This is a genomic window from Pigmentiphaga sp. GD03639, assembly GCF_029845405.1.
Classification (GTDB): Bacteria; Pseudomonadota; Gammaproteobacteria; order Burkholderiales; family Burkholderiaceae_B; genus Pigmentiphaga; species Pigmentiphaga daeguensis.
Genome location: NZ_JAOCLR010000003.1, coordinates 293,603 through 320,024 on the forward strand (window position 1 = coordinate 293,603; position 26,422 = coordinate 320,024).

Annotated in this window: 19 protein-coding genes; 13 read left to right on the top strand and 6 right to left on the bottom strand. The window is 68.1% G+C overall.

All coding sequences use genetic code 11. The features are described 5' to 3' along the window. Nucleotides 1-3: 3 nt before the first annotated feature. Nucleotides 4-1,749, bottom strand: a complete 1,746-nt coding sequence (locus N5K27_RS05175; RefSeq protein ID WP_132980741.1) for a hybrid sensor histidine kinase/response regulator — start codon at nt 1,747-1,749, stop codon at nt 4-6. Nucleotides 1,750-1,882: 133 nt separating this feature from the next. Here N5K27_RS05175 and N5K27_RS05180 point away from each other — a divergent pair, with 133 nt between their 5' ends. The 3 genes from N5K27_RS05180 to N5K27_RS05190 are packed head-to-tail and all read left to right on the top strand — an operon-like array spanning nt 1,883 to nt 6,888. Next, the gene (locus N5K27_RS05180; RefSeq protein ID WP_279815032.1) at nt 1,883-3,544 is read left to right on the top strand and encodes a hypothetical protein; all 1,662 of its coding nucleotides are present in this window, start codon (nt 1,883-1,885) and stop codon (nt 3,542-3,544) included. A 12-nt stretch (nt 3,545-3,556) separates the two neighbouring features. Further along, a complete protein-coding gene (locus tag N5K27_RS05185; protein WP_087841126.1) occupies nt 3,557-5,209 on the top strand; it encodes a hypothetical protein in 1,653 nt (550 codons plus the stop codon). An 8-nt stretch (nt 5,210-5,217) separates the two neighbouring features. After that, nucleotides 5,218-6,888, top strand: a complete 1,671-nt coding sequence (locus N5K27_RS05190; RefSeq protein ID WP_279815035.1) for a hypothetical protein — start codon at nt 5,218-5,220, stop codon at nt 6,886-6,888. Between the two features lie 44 nt (nt 6,889-6,932). On the opposite strand, the gene N5K27_RS05195 is transcribed toward N5K27_RS05190, so the two are convergent. The 3 genes from N5K27_RS05195 to N5K27_RS05205 are packed head-to-tail and all read right to left on the bottom strand — an operon-like array spanning nt 6,933 to nt 9,996. Then, nucleotides 6,933-9,005 carry an ATP-dependent DNA helicase gene (locus N5K27_RS05195; protein WP_279815097.1) on the bottom strand — a complete coding sequence of 691 codons (2,073 nt, stop codon included), beginning with the start codon at nt 9,003-9,005 and terminating at the stop codon, nt 6,933-6,935. Between the two features lie 8 nt (nt 9,006-9,013). Continuing rightward, nucleotides 9,014-9,217, bottom strand: coding sequence for a YdcH family protein (locus tag N5K27_RS05200; RefSeq protein WP_087841124.1), 204 nt, complete (start codon nt 9,215-9,217; stop codon nt 9,014-9,016). Next, nucleotides 9,217-9,996 (bottom strand): hypothetical protein, encoded by a 780-nt coding sequence (locus tag N5K27_RS05205; protein ID WP_279815036.1) that lies wholly within the window; start codon nt 9,994-9,996, stop codon nt 9,217-9,219. Before N5K27_RS05205 ends, N5K27_RS05200 begins: the two co-directional genes overlap by 1 nt. A 55-nt stretch (nt 9,997-10,051) precedes the next feature. On the opposite strand from N5K27_RS05205, the gene N5K27_RS05210 reads away from it, so the two are divergent. Next, nucleotides 10,052-12,421: a Tex family protein gene (locus tag N5K27_RS05210; protein WP_279815038.1), complete on the top strand. Its 2,370-nt coding sequence runs from the start codon at nt 10,052-10,054 to the stop codon at nt 12,419-12,421. An 81-nt stretch (nt 12,422-12,502) separates the two neighbouring features. Here N5K27_RS05210 and N5K27_RS05215 read toward each other — a convergent pair whose 3' ends face one another. After that, nucleotides 12,503-13,354 carry an IclR family transcriptional regulator gene (locus N5K27_RS05215; RefSeq protein ID WP_279815039.1) on the bottom strand — a complete coding sequence of 284 codons (852 nt, stop codon included), beginning with the start codon at nt 13,352-13,354 and terminating at the stop codon, nt 12,503-12,505. Between the two features lie 161 nt (nt 13,355-13,515). Between N5K27_RS05215 and N5K27_RS05220 the strand changes: the two genes are divergently transcribed. Genes N5K27_RS05220 through N5K27_RS05235 form a run of 4 tightly spaced genes read left to right on the top strand, consistent with a single transcriptional unit; the run spans nt 13,516 to nt 18,721 of the window. Then, entirely contained in the window at nt 13,516-15,585 is a 2,070-nt protein-coding gene (locus tag N5K27_RS05220) for a hydantoinase/oxoprolinase family protein (protein WP_279815041.1), read from the top strand. 2 nt (nt 15,586-15,587) lie between these two features. After that, a complete protein-coding gene (locus tag N5K27_RS05225; protein ID WP_279815043.1) occupies nt 15,588-17,348 on the top strand; it encodes a hydantoinase B/oxoprolinase family protein in 1,761 nt (586 codons plus the stop codon). A gap of 24 nt (nt 17,349-17,372) precedes the next feature. Continuing rightward, nucleotides 17,373-18,365, top strand: a complete 993-nt coding sequence (locus tag N5K27_RS05230) for a tripartite tricarboxylate transporter substrate binding protein (RefSeq protein WP_279815046.1) — start codon at nt 17,373-17,375, stop codon at nt 18,363-18,365. Next, complete coding sequence (locus N5K27_RS05235; protein WP_279815048.1) at nt 18,362-18,721, top strand: hypothetical protein; 360 nt, start codon at nt 18,362-18,364, stop codon at nt 18,719-18,721. Before N5K27_RS05230 ends, N5K27_RS05235 begins: the two co-directional genes overlap by 4 nt. 21 nt (nt 18,722-18,742) lie before the next feature. Here N5K27_RS05235 and zapE read toward each other — a convergent pair whose 3' ends face one another. Further along, nucleotides 18,743-19,837, bottom strand: coding sequence for a cell division protein ZapE (zapE, locus tag N5K27_RS05240; protein ID WP_279815051.1), 1,095 nt, complete (start codon nt 19,835-19,837; stop codon nt 18,743-18,745). Nucleotides 19,838-20,005: 168 nt separating this feature from the next. Here zapE and N5K27_RS05245 point away from each other — a divergent pair, with 168 nt between their 5' ends. The 5 genes from N5K27_RS05245 (at nt 20,006) to N5K27_RS05265 (ending at nt 26,422) form a co-directional block, all read left to right on the top strand. Continuing rightward, entirely contained in the window at nt 20,006-20,875 is an 870-nt protein-coding gene (locus N5K27_RS05245) for a Ku protein (RefSeq protein ID WP_132980273.1), read from the top strand. 21 nt (nt 20,876-20,896) lie between these two features. After that, a complete protein-coding gene (gene ligD, locus N5K27_RS05250) occupies nt 20,897-23,317 on the top strand; it encodes a DNA ligase D (protein ID WP_279815052.1) in 2,421 nt (806 codons plus the stop codon). A gap of 167 nt (nt 23,318-23,484) precedes the next feature. Beyond that, complete coding sequence (locus tag N5K27_RS05255) at nt 23,485-24,399, top strand: LysR family transcriptional regulator (RefSeq protein WP_279815054.1); 915 nt, start codon at nt 23,485-23,487, stop codon at nt 24,397-24,399. Nucleotides 24,400-24,488: 89 nt separating this feature from the next. After that, nucleotides 24,489-25,400, top strand: a complete 912-nt coding sequence (locus N5K27_RS05260; protein ID WP_279815057.1) for a tripartite tricarboxylate transporter substrate binding protein — start codon at nt 24,489-24,491, stop codon at nt 25,398-25,400. A gap of 38 nt (nt 25,401-25,438) precedes the next feature. Beyond that, nucleotides 25,439-26,422, top strand: a complete 984-nt coding sequence (locus N5K27_RS05265) for a tripartite tricarboxylate transporter substrate binding protein (protein ID WP_279815059.1) — start codon at nt 25,439-25,441, stop codon at nt 26,420-26,422.

A 26,422-nucleotide genomic window follows, 5' to 3' on the forward strand; every position in this document is an offset into this window, starting at 1 on the left:
GCCCTAGCCCAGCATCCGTACCAGGACCTCCCGCAACTCGGCGGGCTCGACCGGCTTGTGCATCAGCGGCCAGGTGCGCGCCGCCGCTTCCGCCAGCCGCTGCGGATCGGTATCTCCGCTGATCAGCATGGCCGGGATGTTCTCGTCGTTGAACTCTTCGTGCAGCGCGTCGATCACCTCGATTCCCGTCTCGTGGTTGCGCAGCCGGTAGTCGCTGATGATCAGGTCCGGCCGCTCGTTGCGCCGGGCGGCGGCCTGGACGATCTCTTCGCCGCTGCCGCCGGCCACGACCCGGCACCCCCAGGCCTCCAGCAGCAGTTGCAGTCCCTGCCGGTTCTCGATGTCGTCGTCGACCACGAATACCAGCCGGCCCTTCAACGCTCCGGCGGAATGACCGGGCGGCGGCGCCTCCGGCTGGCCGGCATGCTGTTCGGCCATGCGGGGCACGGTAATGGCGAAGACGCTGCCGCGCCCCGGCCGCGAGCGCAGGCCCACGGCATGCCCCAGCAGCTTGGCCGTGCGCCGCACGATGGCCAGCCCCAGGCCCAGCCCCTTGCCCCGGTCGCGCTCGGGATTGTTCAACTGGTGGAACTCCCAGAACACTTTGTCCTGCTCGGCGGCCGGAATGCCCGCCCCGGTGTCCCAGACCTCGATGCGCCAGGCGCCCCGCCTGGGCCGGCACGCCAGCAGCACTCCGCCCCGCTGCGTGTTGCGGATGGCGTTGTCCACCAGGTTGCGCAGGATCCGGTCGAGCAGCGCCAGATCGGTATAGACCACCGCCCGCGTGGGCCGCACGCGCAGGACCAGCGACTTGGCATCGGCCTGGGGCGTGAATTCCAGCAGCAATTGGTCGAACAGCGCCGTCAGCGCGAAAGTCCGCCGGTTGACGCGCACCACGCCCGCATCCAGGCGCGAGATGTTCAGCAGCGCCTCGAACAGCGTTCCCAGCGCGGATGCGGCCCGCCCCACGCTGTCGACCAGGCGCCGGCTCTCGTCGGGCAAGGGCTGCTCCTTCAGCACGCCAATGAACAGGCTGAGCGCGTGAACCGGTTGGCGCAGGTCGTGGCTGGCGGCGGCCAGGAAGCGCGACTTGGCCAGGTCGCTGCGCTCGGCCGCCTCTTTCTCGCGTTGCAGGCTCTCGACCAGGGACAGGTTCTCGAAGCGCAGGCGCAGCGAGTCGATCTGCGTGCGCGACATGCGCTGCGCGAACACCAGGGTGACGGCCAGGTACAGCGCCGCCGCCAGCGCCAGCACCGTATGCATGGTGCCCGGAATGGTCAGGATGGCAATGAAAGGTAGCGAAAAATACGGCACCTGGAAGGCGTAGAGCAGCGGCAGGTCGATGCAATAGGCGTAGATCGCACCCGTGCCCAGCGTCAGCAGCGCGACGATCAGGAACATCTGGTGCGGCAGGTCCACGTGCAGCATCCAGTAGGCGAAGGGAATTCCCCACAGCAATCCGGCCACCCCGGTCGTGGCGATGGCGGTCCGGCGCCAGCGCGCCACGCCGCCCGCGTCGCCCGCGCCCCGCCGGTACCTCGACACGCCCCAGGCGCGGACCAGGGTCCAGGCTGCTTGCGCCAGGAACCAGGCCAGCATCTGCCAGGCGGGCACCGCCTCGCGCATCGCCGCCCACACCAGGCCGACCGTCAGCAGCGCCCCGCACAGCGAGAACGGCAGGTTGCGGCGCAGAATCGCCGCCTGTTCGGCCTGGAGCTGCTCGGCAAGGGGCGTGCTGGGTGCGGACATCGGGCTCGTGTTCCAGGAATTGGCACAACGCTATCACGGAGTGGATCGCCAGGCATTGGACCTTGGACCAATGCGCGCGGCAAGACCTTCCGCTACGCTGGCGGCCACGTTTCCCACCCGACAGGTATCGCCCATGCCCCCACGACTCCGCGCCCGGCTCCTGCGCGTGCTGTCGCTGCTATCCATCCTGGCCGTGGCCGCCTGCGGCGGAGGGGAAGAAGCCGCCGGGCCGGCGCCACCTGCGCCCGAGACCGGCCCGCGACTGGCCGTCGATTGCGGCGGGCCGCACTGCGGCGCCATCGACGCCCATCGCTATGCCGGCTCCGGCGTGGGCGTCTGGCAGTACACCAACGATACCGACGACCGCGTGGAAGTGTCCGTCCGGATCGACGGCATACCGGGCAAGGACGTCCATCTTTCCTACGTGAACCACTCGGACACGCGGCAGAAGCTGCCGCCGCTGGAGCTGTTCCTGCGCTCGCCCTACACCGGCACGGCCGCCCTGCTGCGCGCGGCGGCACCCGCTCCGGCCCGGGCGGGTCTTCCGCGGCCCCATGCGCCCTACGACCTGCGCGCCTTGCCCCGCCCGCGTGCGAAGACCGCCTCCGGCCCGGCCCTGGCCCGGATGGCGGCCTCCGCATCCCACCGGGTGGGCGACACCCGGGAATGGTGGGTGAACGATTTTTCCGGCGGTGACAACGCCAGGGCCCCGCGCCCGACCACGCTGCGCCGGCGCTCCAGCCTCGACGGCGCCGATCCCCGGGCGCTGAACATCTGGGTGGAGGACGCGGTCACGGCTGCTGGCGTCATTACCGACGAAGCGCTGGATCAATTGCAGGAGCGTATCCGGTCCACCTACGACCGGATAACGAGGATCGCGGGACCGATCTGGGCGGAAATCCCCTACGAGAACATCATCGGCGCCCATGAAGACCTGAACGTGGTGATCGTGGAACCGCTCGAGGTCCTGGGCTATGTCAACTTCACGGACGCCTACGTGCGGCACTACTACCCGGACTTCCCGAACATCCAGCAGTCCAACGAGGCGCTGGCGGTCTACATGCACGCCCGGAGCATTTACGCCCCCGACGACGTCTACACCGATGCCATCCAGACTTTCTCGCACGAACTCACCCATCTCATATTCTGGTTCTATCGAGGCATCCTCGCAGGCGATGACGACCAGCTCGACTCCTGGCTGAACGAAACCGTCGCGGAAGCAATGAAGGAGCTGGCCTACCATCCCGACGACGCGGCGCCCTCCGATACCGAGGCGCGGTTCCAGAGCTGGTTGTCCTGGGGACAACGCGGTGGCTTCAATTGCGACCTGCGAGACATGTATCCGATCCCGTTGCCGAACCGGGCCTGCTATGGCTACAGCACGGTCAATGCACTGGCCGCCTTCCTGATGCGCCACTACGGTGCCGATCTACTGGTTTCGCTGCTGCACGACTTCAGTTCGAGCGACTCGTTCGAAATCCTCGACCATTCCCTCCGGCAGGCCGGCGGCGACGGTTTCCCGGCCCTCCTGCGGCGCTTCGGGACCAGCGCGGCGCTGTTTCCCGCGGCGGCATCGCCCCCAGGCTTCGGCTATCCCGCGCGGCACGGGCAGGACGTCTTCCTTATCCCGCTCGATGGCGCGCGCTATGCCGACATCAACACCTTACCCGGCCGCGTGCCGCTCTACCTGGAACCCTACGGCTTCTTTCCGTTCGTACGTCCCCTTGTCCAGGGCAGCTACCGCGAAACGCTGCTGGTTCCCCCACGCTCCAGCCTGAGCCTCGTCATCCGATAGCAAGGAATCGCCATGATCACAGTCTCTTCACGTCCATGCCTTCCCATCAGACGCCTGGCCATCCATGGCGTATGGCTGCTGCTGGCCGCCTGCGGCGGAGACGGCGCCGTGGCGCCGGATACGCCCGAACCGCCTGCTCCGGCCGAGGCGCAACTGACGGTCGATTGCAGCGGACCTCATTGCGGCGCGGTCGATGCCCATCGCTACCTGGGTTCGGGCGTCGGCATCTGGCAATACACCAATACGACCGACGATCGGCAGACAGTGGCGATCGACATCTCGGGCCTGGCAGGCAAGGACGTGCAGCTGATCATCACCAACCACGGCGGCACCCCGCAGAAGATGCCCGGCATCGAATTGTTCGAGCGCTCGCCGTATCCGCCGGGCGCGCCCGCCGCCGCGCGGCGCGCTCCCGCCCTTTCCCCCGCCGTGCCGCCCGTCGCGCAACGAGTCGACGCCAGGCAGACCGTCAGCCGACGAGCCCCCGCTGCCACCGCCGCCGTGGGTTCCACACGCACCTGGTGGGTCGATACGTGGACAGAGGGGCGGGTAGAACGCTCATTCAACCTGCTTCGCCAGGGGCAGGCCCAGGGCCCCGATGGCCCGCGCCGGGTCAACATCTGGCTGGAGGACGATCAATACGGCGACGAACTGGTCAACGACGCGATGCTGGATACCCTGTTGCGACGAGTCATCTCGGGTCCGGACTCCATCTACACGCGGGCCACGGACCTCGCCGGCGAACCCTGGGGACAGCACGAGACGGCCGGGGCGATCCCGCCGGCGCAAGACCTGAACATCGTACTGGGCAAGGAGCTGGCCTATGTGGCCTATCCCGGCGCCCGCGACCTTCGCATCCGCCGACAGACGGGCAATCCCGACTTCGACGAATACGTCCGCACCAGCAACGAAGCGCTGGCGGTATATCTGACCTCGGAGCGCTTCTATCAGCCGGACGACTACTACGCGTACGGCGAACCGGCCGCGGCCATGGCGTTGCTGCTGACCCAGATGTCCAACATCTATCATCGCTCGGCACTGCCCGAGACCGACCAGTCCTTCGAACCATGGCTCGACATCATGACGAGCTTCATGATGCAGGACATCCTCTACCTGCCTGGCGTCGATACCTATCAGCTTGCAGGCGACATCTACCGCTGGTATTGGCTGTCGCTGGGCGCCACGGGCAACTTCAACTGCGACCTGACAACGTCACTGGACGCCGACGGATCGGCCTGCTATTCCGACGCGGTGCGGGCAACGTTCGGCGCCTACCTGTTGCGGCAATACGGTATCGGCTTCTATCGCCAATTGCTGCGCAATACCAGTTCGCCGGATTCCTGGGCCATCCTGGACGACGCCATCAAGCAGGCGGGCGGAGAAGGCGCAGATACCGCGTTGCGCCGCTTCGCCACGAACATCGCCCTGCTGCCCGCAGCCGCGTCGCCCAGGGGCTACGGACTGCCTGAACGGACGGACGGCGCCTACACGCTGGCCGCCATCGATGGCGGCACCTACGCCAGCGAATTCACGCTGCCGACCGACACGATCATGACCCTGATGCCGCGCGCGTTCTTCCCCTTCGCCCGGCCGGCCGTGCGGGACAACTACCGGGAGAACATCGTCGTCCCCCCGCATGCCAGCCTGTCGGTCGTCGTACGCTAGGAGCCGACATGAGACCCGCCTCCCCCACGCTTGCCCTGCTTGCCGCCGCCACCCTGATGCTGCTGTCGGGATGCGGGGGCGACGCCGAACCCATCGCCCCGACGGAACCGCCGCCTTCCACCGCGCAGCTCGAGGTCGATTGCAGCGGCCCCCGCTGCGGCGCCATCGATGCCCACCGCTACGCGGGCTCGGGTATCGGCGTTTGGCAGTACACCAATACCGGCGACGAACGGACCGCCCTGCCCATCCGGCTGGCTGGCGTGGCCGGCAAGGATGTGCAGTTGATCTACACCAACCACGGGGATACGCCGCAGCGCCTGCCCGCGCTGGAGCTGTATCTGCGTTCGCCCTATCCGCTCGCTGCGCCCGCCGCCAGGCTGGCGTTCCCGGCCGGCGCGGACGCGGCGGATGTCGCAAGTCCGCGCCGCCCGCGGCACCCCGACCTGCCGCCGATGCAGGCCGATCCGATGCAGAGGCTGAAGAGCCGCAAACCCTCGCCCGCGCACAGAATCGTGGGGCCGAGCCGCACCGCCCACGCGCCCCGGCTCGGGGACGTGCGCACCTGGCGGGTATCCGGCTACGGGATGGGCACGGAAGAAGACGCGTTCCGCCGGTCGACCCTGGTCCGCCAGACCGTGGCCCGCGACGGGCGCGGCATCCATGTATGGATCGACGCGGAGACCCAGGCAGCCGGCAGTGTCACGGATGCAATGCTCGACGGCTTCATCCGCGACGTCGCCCAAAGAGAGGACGCGGTCTACGACAGGACCGTGGCACTCGTCGGTCCGCCCTGGGGCCCGTATCCGGAAGGCGAATTGCCGGCCATCCCTCCCGACGCGGACCTGCACGTCGCCTTCATCCGCGACATGATGGCGGCCGGAATGGTGCATTGGAACGACGTCGGGCTGAACGATCCAGCCGGCCCTCCCGAGGACAATCTCAGCAACGAAGCGCTGGTCCTCTTCATGTCAGACGACAACTTCTACAACCCCGTCCTGGACGAACTGGCCTCCTTCGCCCATGAGCTGACTCACCTTTCCACACGCTACCTGCAGGTCATCTCCAAGGAGCCAGGCCAGGAGTACTTCCATCAATCCTGGTTCATCGAACTGATCGCGCTGATGGCCGAGGATGCCCTTTACCTTCCCGGCCTGAATCGCCACCATGAAAACCGTGATTTCTTCGTCCGCTACTGGCTGCGCGACCAGAACTTCAACTGCGACATCCTGTCGATCGCCATCCTGGACTGGGGCGCCTGCGACAGCTACAACATCAACTCGACCATAGGCGCCTACCTGCTGCGTCATTACGGCATGGACTTCTATCGAAGGTTGCTGAACGAGACCGGCGCGCCGGACTCCTGGCGCATCCTGGACAAGGTCATCCGCGACGTGGGCGGCCCGGGCATCCAGACGACGATGCGCCGCATCGGCACGACCAGCGCACTGTTGCCGGCGGCATCGCCGCCGAACTTCGGCCTGGGGGCGAGAAGCGACTCCGGCTACGACCTCGTGCCGATGGACGGTGCGCTGTACGCGGACTACGGGCTGCCAACGAGCGTACCGATGTATCTGCAGCCGCGGGGATTCTTCCCGTTCGTGCGGCCGGCTGTGCGGGACGTCTACGAGGAGGTCATCACCGTGCCGCCCCGGACCAGCGTGTCGGTGGTGATTCGCTAGGGCCTGCTGGCCCTGGCCGGTGCGGGGTTCCGGCAGCGCACCGCTCAGGCCGCTGGCGACAGCGTCTCGGCGCGCTCGGCGTAGAACGCCTCGACGTCCGCCACGTTGCGGGTACGCGTGAACGGCGGCAGGCCGCGCCACAACAGCTTGCCGTAGGGCTTCTCGACCAGCCGGCGGTCGGCCACCATCAGCACGCCCCAGTCGGTCTCGGTGCGGATCAGCCGTCCCGCGCCCTGCTTGAGCGCGATAGCGGCCTCGGGCAACTGGTATTCGAAGAAGGGATTGCCGCCCCTTTCGCGGCAGGCGCGGATGCGGGCATCCAGCACCGGATCGTCCGGCGGCGCGAACGGCAGCTTGTCGATGGCCACCAGCGTCAGCGCGTCGCCCGGCACGTCTATGCCTTCCCAGAAACTCGCGCTGCCCACCAGGACCGCGTGCGCGCTGGTCCGGAAGCGCTCCAGCAGTTCCCGGCGGGAACGGTCGCCCTGCCTGAACAGAGGCCATTCCCAGCCACGTTCGCGGAAGGCTTCCTGCAGCAGCTCGGCCACCTTGTCCACCGCCCGCAGCGTCGTGCACAGCACCAGCGCCGAACCGCGGCTGGCCGCCAGCACGGGCAGCAAGGCCTCGACGAAGCCTTCGGTGAAGCGCGGATCCTGCGGCGCGGGAATGCCATGCGGCACGAACAGTCGGCCATTGGTCCCGTAGTCGAACGGCGACTCCCAACGGCCGGTCGTGGCTTCGTACAGGCCGAGCTGGCGCGTGAAATGCGAGAAATCCTCGCGCACCGACAAGGTGGCCGAGGTAAGGATCCAGGCCTGCCCCGCCGGCCGGTACTGCGAAAACGCCTGTGCGACGGACAAGGGCGCGGTATGCAGGCGGATGTGGCTGGTGCCGGTTTCCACCCAGCGCACCCAGCCGTCGTCTGCCCGTTGCGGGGGCTGCTCGGTTGGTTGGTCGGCAACGGATTCCGGCCAGGCGGATTCGGCCGGTTTGCCGGTCTGCCCGGCATGGGCCGGCGGCACGCCGTGGGCCTCGGTCCAGCGCGCCAGCCGCGCGATCAGGTCGGGACCGCGCTTGGCCACCATGTCCAGATCGGGGTGGCGCTCACCCACGGCCATCAGGATGCGGCCCAGGGTGTGGACCGCATCGATCACCTGTTGCACCGCCTTGCCGAAGTCCTGGGGATTGGGCAGCGTGTCGAAGGTGCTGCGCTGGCCCGGCATTTTCTCGACCGCCGCGCACGACAGCCGCAGCTCGCGGGTGGCTTGCTCGACGGCCTGTCCCAGCACCGGCCAGTCCGCGCTTTCGCGCGCATGGGACAGGCCGGCGACCGTGGCGTCGCGCGCGAAGTCCAGCAGCTGGTGCGACGACACCGACTCGCCCAGGAAGCGCGTGGCGGCGGCCGGCAACTGGTGGGCCTCGTCGAACACCACCGTATCGGCGGCCGGCAGCAGATCGGTGATGCCTTCGTCCTTGAGCGCGAGGTCGGCCAGGAACAACGCATGGTTCACCACCACCACGTCGGCCTCGATGGCGCGCTTGCGGGCCTGCATGACGAAGCACTCGCGAAAGGCCGGACAGTCCGATCCCAGGCAATTGTCGCGGGTGGACGTCACCTTGTGCCAGATGTCCGCGTTCTCGGGCACCTCGGCCAGTTCGGCCTTGTCGCCGCTGCGGGTGTGCTTGGCGAACACCTCGATCTTGCGCAGCTGGGCGACCTCCGCCCGCGAAGCCAGGCGGCCGTCGCCCACGGTGCGCTCGAGATGGTAGTGGCACAGGTAGTTGGACCGCCCCTTCAGCAGCGCGATGACGACGGGCAGCCCCAGCGCGTCCCGCACGGCCGGCAGGTCGCGGGCGAACAACTGGTCCTGCAGCGTCTTGGTGCCGGTCGAGACCAGCACCTTGCCGCCGTGCATCAGCACCGGCACGAGATAGGCGAAGGTCTTGCCGGTCCCGGTGCCGGCCTCGGCCACGAGCGTGCCGCGATCGCCGATGGCCCGCGCGATGGCCTGGGCCAGCTCGATCTGCTGGATCCGCGGCCGGTAGCCCTTGAGCTTGCGCGCCAGGGGGCCGTCGGCCGCGAACACGGCGGCCACGTCGGCGCCGATGTCCATGATCGAAGCGGTCATGCAGGAATGTCCGGTATGAGCTGCATCTGCAGGGCCACGATGTGGTCCTTGAGCTGGAGCTTGCGCTTCTTCATGCGCTTCAGGCGCAGTTCGTCCACTGCGGCGTCGAGGGCCAGCCTCTCGATCGCGGCGTCGAGGTCGCGGTGCTCGAGCTGCAGCTCGACGATGCGCGCGGTCAGCGCCTGGATCCTGTCGTCCATCACGGCTTCCCGGCAGGCGCCGGCGCGCCCTCTTCCTGCTGCTGCGCCTTCAGGCGCCCGGCCTCTTCCTCGCGCTCGGCCCGGCGCCGGGCACGCTTGGCCTCGGCTTCCTGCCGATCGCGGGCCTGCTTCTCGGCGTACTCGCGCGCCTCGGCCTGCTTGCGTTCGAATTCGGCCCGGTTGCGGGCGCGAACGGCAGGATCGTCCACGGCGCGCGGCGGCCGCGGCGCCGGCGCGGCGGCGGGGGCCGACGGGCGCGGCGGGGGGGCCGGCTCGGCCTTGGGCGGCGGGCGGCTGGCCGCTTCCTCGGCCTTGCGGGCGGCGCGGTCGGCGGCCTTGGCGTCGCGCTCGGCATTGTCGCGGTCGCGCTTCTCGTGCCGCTCGCGGGCTTCTTCGCGCCGGATATAGAGCTCGGCTGCGCGCCGTTCCCCGTCGGCGCGCGTCACGCCCGCATTGCGCTCGAGCCTGGCCTTCTCGGCACAGCTGTTGGCGAAGAACTTGTGCATGCACTCGGCCGCGTCGATGTCGTATTGCCGCTTGATGCGGTCGGACTCGGCCTTGGCGGCGTCGGCGGCCGCCTGGGCCGCCTCCTTCGAGGCGTAGGTCTGCGCGGGGGCGGGCTGCCCGTCCCCCTCGGCCGCCCATGCGGGCGACGCGCAGACGGCCACGGCCACGACCGTGGGCAGCAGCCAGCGCGCCAGCCGGGCGGCCCAGCCGCCCGTGGCGGGCAGGCGGTCGACACATTGCGTAACGCCCGGGCAGAAAGCAATTAAGGACATATTCTCAGACTGTGGCAAAATCCGCGGCTTCATTTTCCAAGGTAGGACGGACTCGATGGCTATGGTCACCGACCGGGGCGAGGCACTCGACACCCAGGCCCAATCCCGCATTATCGCCCAGCTTGCCGAAGAACTCGGCGCACGCCCGGCACAGGTCTCGGCCGCGGTGGAACTCCTGGATGACGGCGCGACCGTGCCGTTCATCGCCCGCTACCGGAAGGAAGTGACCGGCGGCCTGGACGATACCGTCCTGCGCAACCTGGAAATACGGCTGGAATACCTGCGCGACATGGAAAGCCGCCGCGCGGCCATCCTGGCCTCGATCGAGCAGCAGGGCAAGCTGACGCCCGAGCTCAAGGACGCGCTGACCACCGCCGACACCAAGCAGCGCCTGGAAGACCTTTACGCACCGTACAAGCCCAAGCGCCGGACCCGTGCCCAGATCGCCCGTGAAGCCGGCCTCGAGCCCCTGGCCGACGCCATTCTCGCCGATCCGGCCATCGATCCGCAAACCGCCGCCGCGGACTACGTCAACGCCGAGGCCGGCGTGGCCGACGTCAAGGCCGCCCTGGACGGCGCCCGCGACATCCTGACCGAGCGCTTCTCCGAAAACGCCGAGGTGCTGGAGAACCTGCGCGGCTACCTGTGGAATACCGGCCTGGTCTATTCCAAGGTGGCCGAGGGCAAGGAAGCCGAAGGCGCCAATTTCCGCGACTGGTTCGATTTCAGCGAGCCGCTGCGCACCCTGCCCTCGCACCGCGTGCTGGCCATGCTGCGCGGACGCCAGCAGGGCGTGCTGGAACTGCGCCTGGGCCTGGAGCCCGAACTGGAAGAACAGCTTCCCCACCCCTGCGTGGCGCGCGTCGCCAAGCTGGTCGGCCTGGACGGCGTCTTCGGGCTGGACGTCAGCCCGCGCCAGAAATGGCTGGGCGAGGTTTGCCGCTGGACCTGGCGCGTGAAGCTGCTGCCCTCGTTCGAGACCGAGAACCTGGCCCGCCTGCGCGAAGAAGCGGAAACCGAGGCCATTCGCGTCTTCGCCCTGAACCTGAAAGACCTGCTGCTGGCGGCGCCCGCCGGCCCGAAAGCCGTGCTCGGCCTGGACCCCGGCATCCGCACCGGCGTCAAGGTCGCGGCCATCGACCGCACCGGCAAGCTGCTGGAAACCGCGACGGTCTACCCGCACGAACCCCGCCGCGACTGGGACGGCTCGATCGAGGCCCTGGCCCGCATCGCCCGCCGCCACCAGATCGAGCTCATCGCCATCGGCAACGGCACCGCCTCGCGCGAGACCGAGAAGCTGGCCGCCGACCTGATGAAGCGCTACCCGGACCTGAACCTGACCCGCATCGTCGTCTCCGAGGCCGGGGCTTCCGTCTATTCGGCCTCGGAACTGGCCGCCGCCGAGTTCCCCGAGCTCGACGTCAGCCTGCGCGGCGCCGTCTCCATCGCCCGCCGCCTGCAGGATCCGCTGGCCGAACTGGTCAAGATCGACCCCAAATCCATCGGCGTCGGCCAGTACCAGCACGACGTCAACCAGCGCGAACTGGCGCGCATGCTCGACAGCGTGGTGGAAGACTGCGTGAACGCCGTGGGCGTGGACGTGAACACCGCCTCGGTGCCGTTGCTGACCCGCGTCTCGGGCCTGAACGCCGCACTGGCCAAGAACATCGTTTCCTGGCGCGACCAGAACGGCGCCTTTCCCTCGCGCGCCAAGCTCATGGACGTGCCGCGCTTCGGCGACAAGGCCTTCGAACAGGCCGCCGGCTTCCTGCGCGTGGCCAACGGCGACAATCCGCTGGACTGCTCGTCCGTCCACCCGGAAGCCTATCCCGTGGTCGAACGCATCCTGGCCAAGCTCCAGACCGACATCCGCCAGGTCATCGGCAACCGCGCCGCGCTCAAGGGCGTCTCGCCCGCCCAGTTCACCGATGAACGCTTCGGCCTGCCCACCGTCCAGGACATCTTCAGCGAACTCGAGAAGCCCGGCCGCGATCCCCGCCCCGAGTTCAAGACCGCCACCTTCCAGGACGGCGTCGAGACGCTGAACGACCTGCGCCAGGGCATGATCCTGGAAGGCGTGGTCACCAACGTCGCCAACTTCGGCGCCTTCGTCGACATCGGCGTCCACCAGGACGGCCTGGTCCACATCTCGGCGCTGTCCGAGAAATTCGTCAAGGACCCGCGCGACGTGGTGCGCGTGGGCCAGACGGTGAAGGTCAAGGTGCAGGAAGTCGACCTGCAGCGCCAGCGCATCGCGCTGACCATGCGCCTGAACGACGACTCGGTCCCCGCGCGCCGCGGCGACGGCGGCAGCGCCGGCACGGGCCGCCCGGGGGGCGGCGGTCGCGGGCGCGATCGCGGCATGAGCTCGCCGCCGCCGGGAGAAAGCGCGATGGCCGCGGCCTTCGCGAAGCTGAAGCGGTAGGCGGCAACGCCGGACGGCCCGGCGGCAAAAAGCACCCCCTCGGGGGGCAGCGCCGCCGCGTAGCGGCATTTTTCGTCATGATCACGAATAAGTGCGGCCGTCTCCCACCGGCCAGATCGCCGCAAGCCGGGCCACCGTCTCCTTGACCCGCGGGGCGATGTCCTCCAGCGCCTGACGGTTCATCCGGGCGCACGGCGCCGCCAGCGTCACCACGCCCACGCATTCCTTGTGGTCGCCGAACCGGCGCACCATCACGGGCACGCCGATCGCGCCCACGCCCAGGGAATGTTCCTCGTAGGAAATCGAATAGCCCCGCTGGGCGGACAGCTTCAGGTCGTCCAGGATCGCCTCGACCGTGGCGAGCGAATGTTCCGTGGCGGGCTCCAGGCCCCGCTGCAGCACGAGGCCCAGCGCGCGCTCGCTGCTCATCGTGGACAGCCAGGCCTTGCCGGCGGCATGCAGGTGCAGCCGCACCTCGAAGCCATAGCTGGGATTGAGCTGCAGCAGCCGGCTTTGCGCCAGGATGGAGGAGACCCAGGTGATGCTGTCGCCTTCGGCCACGGCCAGCCGGATCAGCTCCCCCGTGGCATCCGCCAGCTCGCGCAGGATGGAATTGCTCTGGTCCAGTAACAGCGATCGGGACATCTTGCGCAGCCCCAGGTTGCTGAGCTTGAACGTCAGGCAATACCGCCCGGACGCCGGGTCGCGGAAGACGTAGCGGCAGGCGACGAGCGTGTTGAGCAGCTTGAAGGCAATGGCCTTGTTCACCGCCAGCAGGCTGACGATGTCCGTGAATGACAATCCGTCCTTGGCGTCCGCCAGGGCCTCCACGACCTCGAACGCGCGCTGCACGGCGGCGATCTGCTCGACCTTGGCCGACTCGCCGGCGTCCGCCGCGTCGCTCAGGGCCGGCGCTTTATGGGGGTCATCCATGGTTCGCAACCATCCGAATTTTCATGAAAACCATAGTTACTCTCCATTAAGTTTTTGATTTTAATGGAATTAATTTTTTATATCCATCCCTTTGACGATTAAAGGTAACCTAGGTTACCTTATAAAAAAAGACGACGGATTTATCACGAGGGTTGGATTTCATGAGAACAGGCAGCAGGCTGGCCGCGGACATCGGAGGCACCTTCACCGACGTGGCCTATTTCGACGCGGGGACCGGCAATTTGTCGCTGGGCAAGTCCCTGAGCACACCCGACCATCTGGTCGAAGGCATCGCCAGCGGCGTCGCCCAGGCGGACACCCGCTTCGAGGATGCCGAGATATTCCTCCATGGCTCGACGGTCGCCATCAACGCCCTGCTCGAGCGCAAGGGCGCGCGCACGGCGCTGCTGATCACCGAAGGCTTCCGCGACATCTACGAGATCGGCCGCATCAACCGGCCCGACGCCTATAACCTTTTCTTCTCCAAGCACGTCCCGCTGGTCGAACGCGCGCTGCGCTTCGAGGTGGCCGAGCGGATGACGGCCGACGGCACCGTCCACGCCGCGCTGGACGAAGCCCAGGTGCATCGCATCTGCGACGAACTCATCGCCCGGGGCGTCGAGGCCGTTGCCATCCTGCTGCTGCATTGCTACGCCAATCCGGACCACGAGGCCCGGGTCAAGGCCATCGTGCAGTCCCGCCTGCCCCACGCCTTCGTCACCGCCTCGCACGAACTGTCGCAGGAATACCGCGAGTTCGAACGCTGCTCGACGGCCGTGGCCAACGCCTACGTCGGCCCCACCGTCAGCCGCTACATCGGCGAAATCGAAGGCCACCTGCAAGAGCAGGGATTCGCCGGCTCGTTCCTGCTGGTCCAGTCGACCGGCGGCTTGTATGTGCCGGACCAGGCCAGGCAGCAATGCGTGCGCATGCTGGAATCGGGCCCTGCCGCCGGCGTCGTCGGCACCCACGCGCTGTGCGCCCGCCTGGGCATCGCCAATGCCGTGGCCTTCGACATGGGCGGCACCACCGCCAAGGCCGGCGTCATCCTGGACGGCCGCATCCTGACCGGCAACCTCGCACTGGTGGGCGGCTACAACGAAGGCCTGCCCGTGCAAATCCCGCTGGTGGACGTCTTCGAGGTCGGCACGGGCGGCGGCAGCATCGCCGAACTCGACCACGGCGGCGCCCTGCGCGTCGGCCCCCGCAGCGCCGGCGCCGCACCGGGGCCGGCCTGCTACGGCCGCGGCGGCGAAGCCCCCACCGTCACCGACGCCAACCTGGTCCTAGGCCGCCTGGGCGCCGACCGCTTCCTGGGCGGGCAGATGCCGCTGGACATCGAAGCGGCCCGCCGGGCAATCGACACCCACGTCGCGTTCCCCCTGGGCCTGGACGTGCAGCAGGCGGCCGAAGGCATCCTGCGCATCGCGGCGACGAAAATGTCCTACGCGGTCAAGGGCGTATCGACGGAACGCGGCCTGGACGCCGCCTCGTTCACGCTGGTCGCCTACGGTGGCGCCGGCCCCCTGCACGCCGCCGCGGTGGCGCGCGAGATTGGCATGCGCCATGTGATCATCCCCCGCGCGCCGGGCCATTTCTGCGCCTTCGGCATGCTGCACTCCGACCTGCGCTACGACTACGTCCGCACCAGCTTCGCGAAGCTGGCCGACGTCGGCCTGGACGACGTCATGGACCAGCTCGACCAGCTCGCCGGCCAGGGCCGCGCGGCCCTGGAAAGCAGCACCGTCCGGCCCCGATCGACCACCGTCGCCTATTCCGCCGACATGCGCTATGTCGGGCAGGAGCATTCCGTGACGGTCGATCTGGACGAAACCGCGCTGCGATCCGGCGACAAGCCCGCCATCAAGGCCCAGTTCGATCTCGTCCACCAGCAGCGGTACGGCACCTGCGCGCCTGGCGAGCCGGTCGAGATCGTGACGCTGCGCGCCGCCACCACCGGCGTCATGCCCAAGCCGCCCATGGAGGAGCTTTCCCCCTCTGCGGAACGATCGGTCGAGGCCGCCCGCGCGGGACACCGCCGCGTCTATTTCTCGGCCCGGGACCGCGACGTCGAGACCCCCGTGTTCCGGCGCGACGCCCTGCCCGCCGGCACCGCCATCGACGGCCCCGCCCTGATCGAAGAACACGCCTCGACCACGGTCGTGTTTCCCGGCGACCGCCTTGCCGTGGACGCCTACGGCAACCTGCACATCGAACTTGGAGCCTGCTGACCATGCCCGCCCCTTCCGCGCTGCCCGACCTGGATACCCCGCGCCCGGACGCCGTCCTGACCGAGATCGTCCGCAACGGCGTCCTGGCCGTGACCGAGGAAATGAAGACCAACCTCATGCGCACGGCCTACAACATGATCATCTACGAGGCGCTGGACTTCACCGTGGGCCTGTTCACCGCCGACGGGCAGACCGTCTCCATCGGCATCGGCCTGCCCAGCTTCATCCGCGGCATGGCCAACACCATCAAGGCCAACCTGGACCGGTACGGCAGCGACGGCATCGAGCCCGGCGACATCCTGGTGACCAACGACGCCTACATCACCGGCAGCCATCTCAACCACTTCACCTTCAGCCAGCCCATCTTCTTCGACGGCCGGCTCACGGCCTGGGCCTGCTGCATGGCGCACTGGCCCGACGTCGGCGGCGCGCTGGGCGGCGTGACCTCGGACATCTATGCCGAAGGGATACAGATCCCGGTGCTCAAATACCAGCGGGCCGGCGTGGTCAACGAGGATCTGGTCGAGATCATCCGCAGCAACGTCCGCCTGCCCGAACGGGCGATGGGCGACCTGCGCGCGCAGATCGTCGCGGTCACCACCGGCGCGCGGCGGTTCTCCGAACTGCTGGAGCGATACGGCCGCGGGCCCGTGCTCGGCGCCATCATGAACATCATGGACCAGTCCGAGGCCGCGGCCCGCCAGCGGACGCTGTCGATTCCCGACGGCGTGTACGAGGCGGAATCCTTCATGGACGACGACGGCCTGGACATCGGCAAGCGCGTGCCCATCAAGGTGCGCGTGATCAAGCAAGGCGACGAATTGACCGTCGATCTGTCCGACATCAGCCCCCAGGTGCGCGGCTTTTTCAATTCGGGTCCCAGCACCGGTTATTCCTGCGCGCAGGTCGCCTACAAGTGCCTGACCTCGCCCACGGACTACCCCATCAACGAGGGCAGCTTCCGGCCGCTGAAAGTGATCGTGCCGCAGGGAACGGTGGTCAGCGCCATCAAGCCCGCGGCCATGCGCAAATGGATGACCTTCCCCATGACCGTGGTCGACACCATCTTCAAGGCGCTGGCAAGCGCGATTCCCGACCGCACCATCGCCGCGCACCACGCCGATCTCGTGATCGCCATGTTCCATGGCATCGCGCCGGCGGACGGCCAGTTCTTCATCGGCTTCATCGGCCCGACCGGCGGCGGCTGGGGCGCCAAGCAGTCGGCCGACGGCATGAGCGGCGTGGTCTGTTCCAACGACGGCGACACCCACAACAGTCCTTGCGAACAGCTCGAATCCAAGTACCCCATCCTGATCGAACGCCACGCCCTGCGCCCCGATTCCGGCGGCGCCGGCAAGTACCGGGGCGGGCTGGGCACCGAGGTCGTCGTCCAGGCGCGCTCGACCCTGTCGGTCGACGTCCAGGCCGACCGCATGCAATGCGCGCCCTGGGGACTGCACGGCGGCCACGCCGGCCTGCCCAACGAGGTCATCGTGACCCGCCACGGCTCGGGCCGGCCCGAGACGGTGGCCGGCAAGATACGCAACGAACGCCTCAAGACCGGCGACACGCTGCACCTGCGCGCGGGCGGCGGGGGCGGCTTCGGCCCGCCCGCCGAAAGGGATCCCGAGTCCGTGCTCGACGACGTGCGGCAGGGCTACGTCAGCGCCGGCAACGCGCGCGACATCTATCAGGTCGTGATCGACGACGACAGAATCGACGTCACGGCAACACGGCGGCTCAGGCAAGACGCCCGCCGCTGATCGTTCCACCCCAGAGGAGACACCATGACGTCCGAAAGACTCGATTCGTTGCAAGCGGTCCGCATGGCCGCGATAGGCGCCGCGGCCTGCGCCGCCCTGGCTGCCGGCCCGGCCGTGGCCGCCGACCCATTCCCCTCGCGGCCGGTCATCCTGGTCGTTCCCTACGCCCCGGGCGGCGGCGCCGACATCCTCGCCCGCACCGTCGCCAAATACCTGGGCCGCGAATGGAACCAGCCCGTCGTGGTCGAATCGCGCGCGGGCGGCGGCACCACGATAGGCGCGAGCTACGTCGCGCGGGCCAGGGCCGACGGCTACACGCTCCTGGTCAGCGTGACCCAGCACGCCATCGCGCCGTCGCTGTTCAAGCAACTACCCTACGACTATCTCAAGGACCTGGCGCCGGTGGCACTGCTGTCCGACAGTCCTTTCATCCTGACCGTGCCCGAACGCTCGCCCTACGCGAACCTGTCCGACCTGCTGACGGCGCTCCAGCACAAGGGCAGTTCCATGAATTTCGGCTCGTCGGGCCCAGCCAGCGTGCCCCACCTGGCCGGCGAGATGCTGAACCAGGCCACGGGCGCCAAGGCCACGCACATCCCCTTCCCCGGTACGGCGCCGGCGTTCACCGCGCTGCTGGGGGAACAGATCGACTACCTGTTCGGCGACACCTCGGTGCTGCCTAGCGTGCTGGCCGGCAAGGTCAAGGCCCTGGCCGTCACGACCCGCGATCGCAGCCCGGCGCTGCCCAACGTGCCCGCCATGTCCGAGACCATTCCGGGTTTCGCGCTGTCGTCATGGGTGGGACTGGAAGCGCCGGCGGGTACGCCCCCGGCCATCGTCACGGCGATCAACGCCACGGTGCAGAAGATCCTGAAGGATCCGGACCTGCTCAAGTCCTTCGCGGAAACCGCAAAGGTGCCGCTGCCCTCGACCCCGGCCGAATACGGCGACTTCCGCAAAGCCGAGGTCGAGAAATTCCGCGCCCTGACGCAGAAGATCGGAGTCAAGCTCGAGTGAGCACGCCGCGCGCCACTTCCTCACGGCTCAAGGCCGTTGCGCTGGCCGGCCGCTGGCAGGGCCTGGTGCAGCGCCACCTGCCGCTGCGCGGCGGGCCGTGCTCATGCGTCATGGGCATCGGCAACATCACCGTTGCCGATTTCGAGATCGACCTGCTCGATTTCCTGCGCAGGAAATATGCGGGCGATGGATCGCTCGATCCGAATTTCGCGCACGCCGGCCATGAAGAAGCCAACGCGGGCAGCCTGCTCCTGCTGTTGCAGTCGCTGGCCCGCGACCCGGCGCTTCCCGAAAGCGCCGCCGACCTGCTCGACGGGCTCGAAGCCTCGCTGGGATCGCTGGAAGCCGGCCACTGATCGAACCGCCCCCCGGGGCGGCTACAAGACCACCGTTTCCCGCCGCTCGGCATCCAGGTATTCCCTGGACTGCATCTCCAGTATCCGCGACACCGTCCGGTGGAATTCGTTGGCCAGCGCCCCTTCGGTATAAAGCTCCTCGGGTTCGCAGGCGGCCGACATGATCAGCTTGATCTTGTGGTCGTAGAACACATCCACCAGCCAGGTGAAGCGCCGGGCCTCGGACGCCTGCCGCGGCCCCATGGCGGGCACGTCCGACAGGATCACCGCGTGGAAGCGGCTGGCCAGTTCCAGGTAATCGTTCTGCGAGCGCGGCCCGCCGCACAGCGTCGCGAAGTCGAACCACACCACCGTCCCGCTCAGCCTGCGGGCCTTGACCTGGCGATTCTCGATCGACAGCACCGGCGGCTCGATGGGCGGGGTGTCGGCCAGCGCGGCAAAGGCCTTCTCCAGCGCTTCGTCCGCCTCCGGGCCCAGCGGGCTGTGGTAGATCTCGACCTGTTCCAGCGCCCGCCGGCGATAGTCCACGCCGGAATCGACGTTCATCACGTCCATCTTTTCCTGGATCAGCGCGATGGCCGGCAGGATGCGGTCGCGGTGCAGGCCTTCCGGATACAGGGTCGAGGGCTCGTAGTTGGACGTCATCACGAACGAGGTCCCGTTGGCGAACAGCGCCAGCAGCAGCCGGTACAGGATCATGGCATCGGCCACGTCCGAGACGTGGAACTCGTCGAAGCAGATCAGCCGGTAGCGACGCGAGATGCGGCGCGCCACCTCGTCCAGCGGGTCGGCCATGCCCTTGACCTCGTCCAGCTCCCGGTGCACGCCACGCATGAATTCGTGGAAATGCAGCCGCGTCTTGCGCTGTACCGGCACCGTGGCGTAGAAGGCGTCCATCAGGAAGCTCTTGCCCCGGCCCACGCCGCCCCACATGTAGACGCCGCGCGGCACGCCCGGGCGGTTCAACAGGCGCTTCAGGGCATTGGAACGCAGCGACTTGAACTCGACCCAGTCATCGTAGTAGCGCTGCAGGCGCTCGATGGCGGCACGCTGGGCCGCATCCGGGGTGAACCCGCGCTCGGCCAGGGCTTGCTCGTAGTATTCGCGGACGTTCATTACGGTCGGGCAAAAGACGAAAGTATACGTCCAGCAAGCGGCCGCCCCTCCCGCGTGCCCTGGCCCGCGATAACACTCTGCTACCAGTTCGCCAGGATTTTCACCGCCTCTGGCCCCAGCCTCGGATATGCTGGACGTGACGATTCCGCTACACAAGGGGGAACGGCCATGGCCACCACGGCACGCACACTCTGGAAAGGCGCCATCAGCTTCGGTCTGGTCCACATTCCGGTGGCGCTGTACACCGCCACCCAGGAAAGCGAACTGGATTTCGACTGGCTGGACAAGCGCAGCATGGACCCGGTGGGCTACAAGCGCATCAACAAGCGCACTGGCCGCGAAATCACGCGCGAGAACATCGTCAAGGGCATCGCCTACGAAGATGGCCGCTACGTCGTGCTGTCCGACGACGAGATCCGCGCCGCCTATCCCGAATCCACGCAGACGATAGAGATCGAGACCTTCGTGGCGGCCGACTCCATCCCCTTCATCTATCTCGAACGGCCTTACTACCTGGCCCCCCTGGGCAAGGGCGCCAAGGTCTACGCCCTGCTGCGCGAGGCCCTGTTCAAGACCGGGCGGATAGGCGTGGCACGCGTGGTGATCCAGACCAAGCAGCACCTGGCGGCGCTGATTCCCGCCGGGCCCGGCCTGGTCCTGAACCTGCTGCGCTGGGGCGACGAGATCCGCTCGTGGGAGAACCTGGACCTGCCCGAGGAAGGCAGCCATGCCGAGGGCATCTCGGCGCGCGAGATGAAGATGGCCGTCCAGCTGATCGAGGACATGGCGGGCGAATGGGATCCGCAGCAGTTCCACGACGAGTTCAAGGAGAAGATCCTGCAACTGGTGCAGACCAAGATCGAAGCGGAGGAAACCCAGGCCGTCCATCCCATCGAATCCCTGGAGGAAGCCCGGCCCACGGCCGACATCGTGGACCTGACGGAACTGCTCAAGCGCAGCCTGGAAAAACACAAGGGCAGCGGTGGCTCCAGCGGCAAGGGGCATGCCCGAGGCGGCAAGACCCGGCGCAGCGCCTGACCGCGGCCACCGGAGCCTCGCATGGCCAGGAACGACGCCCTCCGCACCTATCGCGCCAAGCGCGATTTCGCCCACACGCCCGAACCCGCCGCGGGCGGCAAGCCCGGCACGCACGCCCTGTCCTTCGTCGTCCAGCGCCATGCGGCGCGGCGCCTGCACTACGACTTCCGGCTGGAGCTGGACGGCACGCTCAAGAGCTGGGCCGTGCCCAAGGGCCCGAGCCTGGATCCGGGCGTCAAGCGCATGGCGGTCCAGGTCGAGGACCATCCGCTGTCCTACGGCAGCTTCGAGGGCCGCATTCCCGAGGGCCACTATGGCGCCGGCGACGTCGCCATCTGGGACGCCGGGACCTGGATTCCGCTGGAGGATCCGCGCAAGGGCTACCGCGCGGGCAAGCTCAAGTTCGAGCTGCGCGGCGCCAAGCTGCACGGCCAGTGGGCGCTGGTGCGGATGCGCAAGGCCGAGAAGCAGCCAGCCTGGCTGTTGATCAAGGAAAAAGACGACTACGCGGTCACCGGTCCCGAGGCCGATGCCGAGGAAGCCTCCGCTCCCGCGCCGGCCTACGCGAAGCTGCCCGCCACGCTCGAACCGCAACTGGCGACGCTGGTGAACGCGCCGCCGCCGGATCCCGAGCATTGGCAATACGAACTGAAGTTCGACGGCTACCGGATCCTGGCCCGCATCGAAGGCGGCCAGGTTCGCCTCTACACCCGCACCGGCAAGGACTGGACGCACAAGCTGGAAGAACTGCGCGCCGCGATCGAAGCAATGAAGTTGGCCGATGCCTGGCTGGACGGCGAGATCATCGTGCCCGACGAACACGGCATCCCCGACTTCCAGTCGCTGCAGAATGCGTTCGAGACCGGCTCCGCGCGCGGCGCCGTCTACTACCTGTTCGACCTCCCCTTCTACGCCGGCCGCGACCTGCGCCGCCTGCCGCTTGCCGAGCGGCGCACGACGCTGCGCAGCCTGCTGGAGGACGCCGATCCGGCGCGCCTGCGCTTCAGCGACGCGTTCGAGGCCGCGCCGCGCGACCTGGTCGCCTCGGCATGCCGCCTGGGCTTCGAGGGGGTCATCGGCAAGCGCAAGGACGGCGGCTATCGCTCGGGCCGCTCCGCCGACTGGATCAAGCTCAAGTGCCAGAACCGCCAGGAATTCGTCATCGGCGGCTATACCGACCCCCAGGGGACGCGCTCGGGACTGGGTTCGCTGCTGCTGGGCGTGCACGACGAAGAGGGACGGCTGCGCTACGCGGGCAACGTCGGCTCGGGATTCGACCAGCGTACCTTGCTATCCCTGAAGAAGCGCCTGGACGAGCTGGCCGCGCCGCGCTCCCCGTTCGAAACCAACACGAAGGGCCTGGGCCGGGCCCACTGGGTCCGGCCGGAGCTTCTGGCCGAGGTCTCGTTCGCCGAATGGACCGGCGGCGGCCACATCCGCCAGGGCGTCTTCCGCGGCTTGCGCGCCGACAAGCCCGCCAGCGCCGTCACCCGCGAACAGGCGGCCGCGCCGCCCAAGGAATCCGAGACCATGCAAAGCAACGGCCTGCCCGCCTCCTTCCGCGTGACGCACCCGGGACGGGTGATCGACAAGCAGAGCGGCATCACCAAGCTGCAACTGGTCCAGTGCTACGCGGCCATGGCCCCGCTGCTGCTGCCGCACCTGAAGAACCGGCCCGTGGCCCTGGTGCGAGCGCCGGACGGCGTGGGCGGCGAACTCTTCTTCCAGAAGCACGCCGACCGCGCGGCGCTGCCCGGCGTGGTCAGGCTGCCCCAGGAGATCGACCCGGGCCATCCACCGCTGATGAAGATCGACGACCTGCAGGGCCTTTTGTCCGCGGCGCAGATGAACACCATCGAACTGCACACCTGGAACGGCACGGACGACGCGATCGGCACGCCCGACCGCATGACCTTCGACCTGGACCCCGGCGAAGGCGTGGGCTGGCCGCGCATCCGCGAAGGCACCCAGCTCGTGCACGCCTTCCTGCGCGAACTGGGCCTGCCCGCCTTCCTGAAGACCAGCGGCGGCAAGGGCATGCACGTCATCGTGCCGCTGCGGCCGCAATACGACTGGGATACCGTCAAGGCCTTCTCGCGCGCCATCGTCCAGCACCTGGCGCAGACCCTGCCCAGCCATTTCGTGGCCAAGAGCGGGCCCCGGAACCGGGTGGGCAAGATCTTCATCGACTACCTGCGCAACGGCTTCGGCGCCACCACGGTGGCGGCCTGGTCGGTACGCGCGCGGCCGGGGCTGGCCGTGTCGGTGCCCGTGGCCTGGGAGGAACTGGACGGCCTGTCGAGCTCCGCCCACTGGACGCTGCACACGCTGGGCGACCGGCTGGCCACCGGCAACACGCCCTGGGCCGACTACGAGCGGTCGCGGATCTCGCTGGCGGACGCGATGCGGCGCATGGACTTCGATCCGGGCGAGGACGGCTGAAGCATGTCCCGGCCTCCTGGCATCAGGGCGGCCGCGGCGGCGCAATCCTGGAAAGACCAGCGCATCATCCAGCCCATGGATACCGACTATCCAGCAAACCGGCTGGCCGGGCCGTCTCATCCGCTCGTAGAGTGCCGGGATGACTTCCCCGCTGGAAGGCCCTGCCCGTGCTTAACTCCAAGCTGCTTACCTGCTTCCTGGCCGTAGTGACGCATCGCACGCTCACGGCGGCCGCCGACGAGTTGTGCATCACCCAGCCGGCGCTGTCCAAGAGCCTGCGCAAGCTCGAGGAACAACTGGGCGTACCTTTGTTCAAGCGCACCGCCGCCGGCATGGTGCCAACCGCGTACGGAGCGACGCTGGCGCACCGCGCCCGCCTCATCCAGCTGGAATCGCAGCGTGCCCATGACGAAATCCTTTCGATGAAGGACGGCGGCGTGGGCATGCTGAATGTCGGCGCCGGCCCGCTCTGGTCCGTCCATCTACTGCCAGACGTCGTGGCGGAACTGGCGCAAACCCATCCCAGCCTGCGCGTACGCGTGGTGCCCGGCGTGCTGAGCACCTTGCTGCCGCAATTGCTGCGCGGCGAACTCGACATCATCTGCGCCGCGCTGGATTTTCCCGACCACGACGACATCGAGAAGGAATACCTGATCGACAGCAGCCATGTTTTCCTCGCGCATCGCAGCCATCCCCTGCACCAGGCGGGCGAGGTCTCCGACGTAGAACTCAGTCGATGCCGATTCGTCGGCCCGCACAATGACTATGCCGTGCTGGAACGCATGAAGCGATACTTCGCGCTGCGCGGGCTGGACACGCCAGGCTTCGCCGCCGAGGCCGATTCGCTCGAGATACTGCTTTCGCTTGTCGCGACCGGCCAGTTCGTGGCGACGCAATCGCACCAGGTGCTGCCGCACGCGCGCAAGCTCGGCATCGACGTCCTGCCGACAGCACAAGGCATCTGGCGCTTCCGCGGCGGCCTGGCACGGCGCAGGCACCCGGTTGCCCTGCCGCTGATCGATCTGTTCGGCGATTGCATGCGCAGGCACGTGGCGGCGCGGGAGTCTTCCGGCGGCCTATAACCCCAGGGAATGAGGCATGAAAACATGCCATTGGCCCCCGCGCCGTCCCACCGATAAGCTGACCGGACTCAACGAGACACGACAAGCCCATGCCCCACTCCAATGCACCTATCCGATTGCTGGTCCCGTACGTGAAAGACGGAGGCAGCGATCAGCGCGCCCGACTCATCGCCAGGCACCTGGGACGAAAACTCGGGCGCACCATCGATGTGGTGAATCGACCCGGCGCCGTCTCCGGCCACCAGGCCATCGCCGATGCCAGCGCGGACGGCACGGTGCTGGGCCTGATCACCGGCGAAATCGGCATGATGCACTGGCACCCCGGCCTCACCTCGCTGACTCCCTCCGACTACACGCCGCTGGCGGTGCCGTTCGTCGAGTCCTCGGCCGTCATCGTGCCGGCCGGCTCGCCGTTTCATGATCTGCGCGCTTTCCTCGAACATTGCCGCCGTCATCCGATCATCGGCTCGGGCGGGCCCAATTTCAGCGTCTGGAAATTCTCCTTGGCCGGTTTGATGCACGTCAACGGCATTCCGCTGGAGCACCTCCAATGGATAGAGACGCATAGCGGCGAACAGGGGCTGGAGCACGCGCTGGCGGGGCGCGCGCATGTCGCGCCCATCACCATGACCGACGCCCGCGGGCCGCTCCAGGCCGGCAGCGCCCGTGCGCTGGCGACCATGGAAGACCAGCGCCACCGCTCGTTTCCCGACGTTCCCACGGTGCAAGAGGCGGCGGGCGTGCCGTGGTCGGTCGCGCACTGGCGGGGCATCGTCGCTCCGCGCGGCCTCCCCGGGACGATCACCCGCGAATACGTGGAGGCGCTGGGCGCCGTGGCCGATGACCCCGATTTCCAGGCCGAAGCCCGAGCCAGTTTCTTCACGACCCGCTGGCGCCTGGGCGACGAGTTCGCGCAGTACATGCAGGAAGACGACAAACAGTTCGGAGACGTGATCAAGGCATTGGGCTTGTCGGCTGCCGGCCAGACGTCGCTGCACTGAAAACCGAGCGGCCAGGCGCCGCCATCGAGGAGACCACCATGCATTCCACCATCCGCCGCGCGGGGTTCGTCCTCGCGCTGACCGCTTGCGTCCTGTCGCCTGCCGTCCAGGCCCAGGACGACTACCCCACGCGTCCTGTCAAGCTGATCGTACCGATCGCTCCGGGCAGCGTCACCGACGTCGTGCTCCGGGCCGCCACGCCGGCGCTCGGCCAGCAATTGGGACAGCCGATCGTCGTCGAGAACCGCCCGGGCGCCAGCGGCATCGTCGGCGCCGAGGCCTGCGCGAAGGCCCCCGCCGACGGCTACACCCTTTGCGCGGTGTATCACGCCACCATGTCATTCAACCCGTTCATGTTCGAGAAGCTGCCCTACGACCCAGCCCGGGACTTCACGCCGATCAACCGCCTGTTCTACGTCACCGAAGGGCTGGTGGTGCCGGCAGCGCTTCCCGTGCGCTCGGTGGCTGAATTGCGCGCCTATGCGAAGGCGCACCCGGATGCCGTCAATTTCGGCACCCTGGGCTCCGGTTCGCTGCAGGAATTGCTCGTCGCCTGGCTCAACCGGGAATGGGGAACGCGCATGGTGGGCGTCCCGTACAAGGGCGGCGGCCCCATCGCCAACGCCGTCACGGCCGGCGAGATCCAGCTTGCGCAGATGGGCCTGGGCAACTTCATCGGCCTGATCCAGAGCGGCCAATTGCGCGCCATCGCCGTGGCGGGCGCCCAACGGTCGCCACAATTGCCAGATGTGCCGACCATGGCCGAAAGCGGCCTGGGCGGTTTCCCCAGCCGGCCGTGGTGGGGCATCGCCGCCCCCGCCGGTACGCCGTCCGGCATCGTGGCGCGCATTCATCGCGCATTCACCGCCGTGTTCCAGGATCCGAAAATGGTCGAGGTCATGCAAACCCGCTACGTGGAAAGCGCTCTTGACACGCCCGAGCAATTCGTCCGCTTTCTCGCCCAGGACCGCCAGGCCGCGGGCATGCTGGTCGAATTGGCCCGTGTTCCCAAGCAACCCTGA

Bases quoted from the DNA above. Each gene is read 5' to 3' on its own strand.
- N5K27_RS05175 (WP_132980741.1), bottom strand. From the start codon at position 1,749: ATGTCCGCACCCAGCACGCCCCTTGCCGAGCAGCTCCAGGCCGAACAG.
- N5K27_RS05180 (WP_279815032.1), top strand. From the start codon at position 1,883: ATGCCCCCACGACTCCGCGCCCGGCTCCTGCGCGTGCTGTCGCTGCTA.
- N5K27_RS05185 (WP_087841126.1), top strand. From the start codon at position 3,557: ATGATCACAGTCTCTTCACGTCCATGCCTTCCCATCAGACGCCTGGCC.
- N5K27_RS05190 (WP_279815035.1), top strand. From the start codon at position 5,218: ATGAGACCCGCCTCCCCCACGCTTGCCCTGCTTGCCGCCGCCACCCTG.
- N5K27_RS05200 (WP_087841124.1), bottom strand. From the start codon at position 9,217: ATGGACGACAGGATCCAGGCGCTGACCGCGCGCATCGTCGAGCTGCAG.
- N5K27_RS05205 (WP_279815036.1), bottom strand. From the start codon at position 9,996: ATGTCCTTAATTGCTTTCTGCCCGGGCGTTACGCAATGTGTCGACCGC.
- N5K27_RS05210 (WP_279815038.1), top strand. From the start codon at position 10,052: ATGGCTATGGTCACCGACCGGGGCGAGGCACTCGACACCCAGGCCCAA.
- N5K27_RS05215 (WP_279815039.1), bottom strand. From the start codon at position 13,354: ATGGATGACCCCCATAAAGCGCCGGCCCTGAGCGACGCGGCGGACGCC.
- N5K27_RS05220 (WP_279815041.1), top strand. From the start codon at position 13,516: ATGAGAACAGGCAGCAGGCTGGCCGCGGACATCGGAGGCACCTTCACC.
- N5K27_RS05225 (WP_279815043.1), top strand. From the start codon at position 15,588: ATGCCCGCCCCTTCCGCGCTGCCCGACCTGGATACCCCGCGCCCGGAC.
- N5K27_RS05230 (WP_279815046.1), top strand. From the start codon at position 17,373: ATGACGTCCGAAAGACTCGATTCGTTGCAAGCGGTCCGCATGGCCGCG.
- zapE (WP_279815051.1), bottom strand. From the start codon at position 19,837: ATGAACGTCCGCGAATACTACGAGCAAGCCCTGGCCGAGCGCGGGTTC.
- N5K27_RS05245 (WP_132980273.1), top strand. From the start codon at position 20,006: ATGGCCACCACGGCACGCACACTCTGGAAAGGCGCCATCAGCTTCGGT.
- ligD (WP_279815052.1), top strand. From the start codon at position 20,897: ATGGCCAGGAACGACGCCCTCCGCACCTATCGCGCCAAGCGCGATTTC.
- N5K27_RS05260 (WP_279815057.1), top strand. From the start codon at position 24,489: ATGCCCCACTCCAATGCACCTATCCGATTGCTGGTCCCGTACGTGAAA.
- N5K27_RS05265 (WP_279815059.1), top strand. From the start codon at position 25,439: ATGCATTCCACCATCCGCCGCGCGGGGTTCGTCCTCGCGCTGACCGCT.